Annotated in this window: 3 protein-coding genes; all 3 read left to right on the top strand. The window is 46.4% G+C overall.

Annotated elements, in window-relative coordinates:
* Positions 1-77 precede the first annotated feature (77 nt).
* The 3 genes from truA to rpsI all read left to right on the top strand — a co-directional run bounded on the left by truA (position 78) and on the right by rpsI (position 1,840).
* Complete coding sequence (gene truA, locus NCCP2222_RS05325) at positions 78-824, top strand: tRNA pseudouridine(38-40) synthase TruA (RefSeq protein ID WP_248510306.1); 747 nt, start codon at positions 78-80, stop codon at positions 822-824.
* Positions 825-990: 166 nt separating this feature from the next.
* Entirely contained in the window at positions 991-1,428 is a 438-nt protein-coding gene (rplM, locus tag NCCP2222_RS05320) for a 50S ribosomal protein L13 (protein WP_238080277.1), read from the top strand.
* A 19-nt stretch (positions 1,429-1,447) separates the two neighbouring features.
* Positions 1,448-1,840, top strand: a complete 393-nt coding sequence (rpsI, locus tag NCCP2222_RS05315; protein WP_238080276.1) for a 30S ribosomal protein S9 — start codon at positions 1,448-1,450, stop codon at positions 1,838-1,840.
* Positions 1,841-2,148: the final 308 nt, after the last annotated feature.

Here is a 2,148-nt window from a genome sequence, read left to right as displayed (position 1 = left end):
GCGTGATACGTTAGCTCTTGTCATCTTTGGTTTATTACTGGCCGCATTACTTTTGCTTCGGAGTTAGGAGGGATACGATGAGACGAGTGAAAGCTGTCATTTCCTACGACGGAACGAATTTTGCAGGGTACCAGTATCAGCCGAAGATGCGCACGGTGCAGTCGGAAATTGATAAGGGGCTTCGCAAGCTCCATAAGGACCAGACGATCTTCTCTGTAGCAAGCGGCAGGACGGATGCAGGCGTGCATGCACTGGGACAGGTCATCCATTTTGACACACCGCTTGATCTTTCGCTGGAACGGTGGAAAATGGCGCTGAATGTGTACTTCCCAAAAGATGTACGTGCGGAGTCTGTGGAATTCGTCGATGATGATTTTCATGCCCGCTATTCGGCAACTGGAAAAACGTATATGTTCAAATGGACAAAAAGTGAAGTGCAGAGCCCGTTTGAGCGGAATTATTCTGTTCATTTGGGCAAATGGAATCCAGCCATCGGTCGAATGCGGGAAGCAGCGAAGTATTTCATGGGGACTCATGACTTTACTAGTTTCTGCTCTTCAAAAACGGCAACTGCAAGTAAAGTGCGGACGATACGCATGCTCACCATTGAGGAGCAAGGCGAGGAATTAATCATGACAGTCGAAGGCGACGGATTTTTATACAATATGGTGAGGACCATTGCAGGCATGCTGCTGGCCGTCGGAATCGGCTGGAACGAGCCGGAGGACATTCAGGCGATCTTAGAGGCGAAAGACCGTAAAAGGGCAGGAAAAACCGCGCCAGCTCACGGTTTGTACCTTGTTAATGTCACATATGACGGCTGAGCCAACTTTTCCTGGTGTTTTCACAAAAATGCTTGACTTAAAGTGGTAAACATTATAAGATGATAAATGGTATTTCAATAACCCCACAATAAGCCCCGGAAAGTTTATTTGTGTTTAGGGATAGAGAAAACGGAACAATTTTGACATTCATTAGGAGGAACAATACATGCGTACAACATTCATGGCTAAAGGTCACGAAGTAGAGCGTAAATGGCTCGTTGTCGACGCTGAAGGCCAGACGCTTGGACGTCTTGCATCTGAAGTTGCAGCGATCTTACGCGGTAAACATAAACCGACGTTCACACCAAACGTTGACACTGGTGATCACGTAATCATCATCAACGCGGACAAGATTCACCTTACTGGAAACAAACTACACGACAAAATTTACTATCGCCACTCGAACCACCCAGGCGGTATCAAGTCTCGTACAGCGCTTGAAATGCGCACTAACTACCCAACTAAAATGTTGGAACTAGCGATTAAAGGGATGCTTCCAAAAGGTCCTCTAGGTCGTCAAACTATCAAGAAACTTCACGTGTATGCTGGAGCGGAACATCCACATACGGCACAAAAACCAGAAGCATACGAGCTTCGTGGATAATTAAGAGGAGGAACCACCTTTGGCACAAGTACAATATATCGGCACTGGCCGTCGTAAAAGTTCAGTAGCTCGTGTACGTCTCGTTCCTGGCGAAGGAAAAATCGTCGTCAACAACCGTGACGTAGAAGACTACGTACCATTCGAAACACTTCGCGAAGTGATCAAACAACCACTAGTAGCAACACAAACACTTGGAAGCTATGACATCCATGTAAACGTCCACGGCGGCGGTTACACAGGTCAAGCTGGCGCTATCCGCCACGGCGTAGCTCGCGCTCTACTTAACGTAGATCCTGACTTCCGTCCGGCTCTTAAAGCTGCTGGATTGCTTACACGTGACGCACGTATGAAAGAACGTAAAAAATACGGTCTTAAATCTGCACGTCGCGCACCACAGTTCTCGAAGCGTTAATCAACGTATACAACCTCTTCCCGATTTTTCCGGGGAGGGGTTTTTCAATTTCTCCTATTCTTCATACTATCCTCATCCTCCTGTTAAGGTTGATTGCCATCAAAAACAGATTTGATTTTCTAGCTTCAACTTGCGATACTTGGAGATATAACAATTTTGTAAATAGAAACACGATTATAGAAAGAGGGGGAATTGCCATGAAGATAGACCGGCTGCGCCTCTCGTTTGAAGAACTTGCGAAGTTCACAGACAAAGGAGAAGGCATTAATCGACTGGCCTATACAAAAATGGAACGCGATGCTCGGCTC

The organism is Sporosarcina sp. NCCP-2222 (assembly GCF_023168145.1).
GTDB lineage: Bacteria > Bacillota > Bacilli > Bacillales_A > Planococcaceae > Sporosarcina.
Note: the sequence above shows the minus strand (reverse complement) of the source record. Positions and strands in the feature narration are given on the sequence as shown.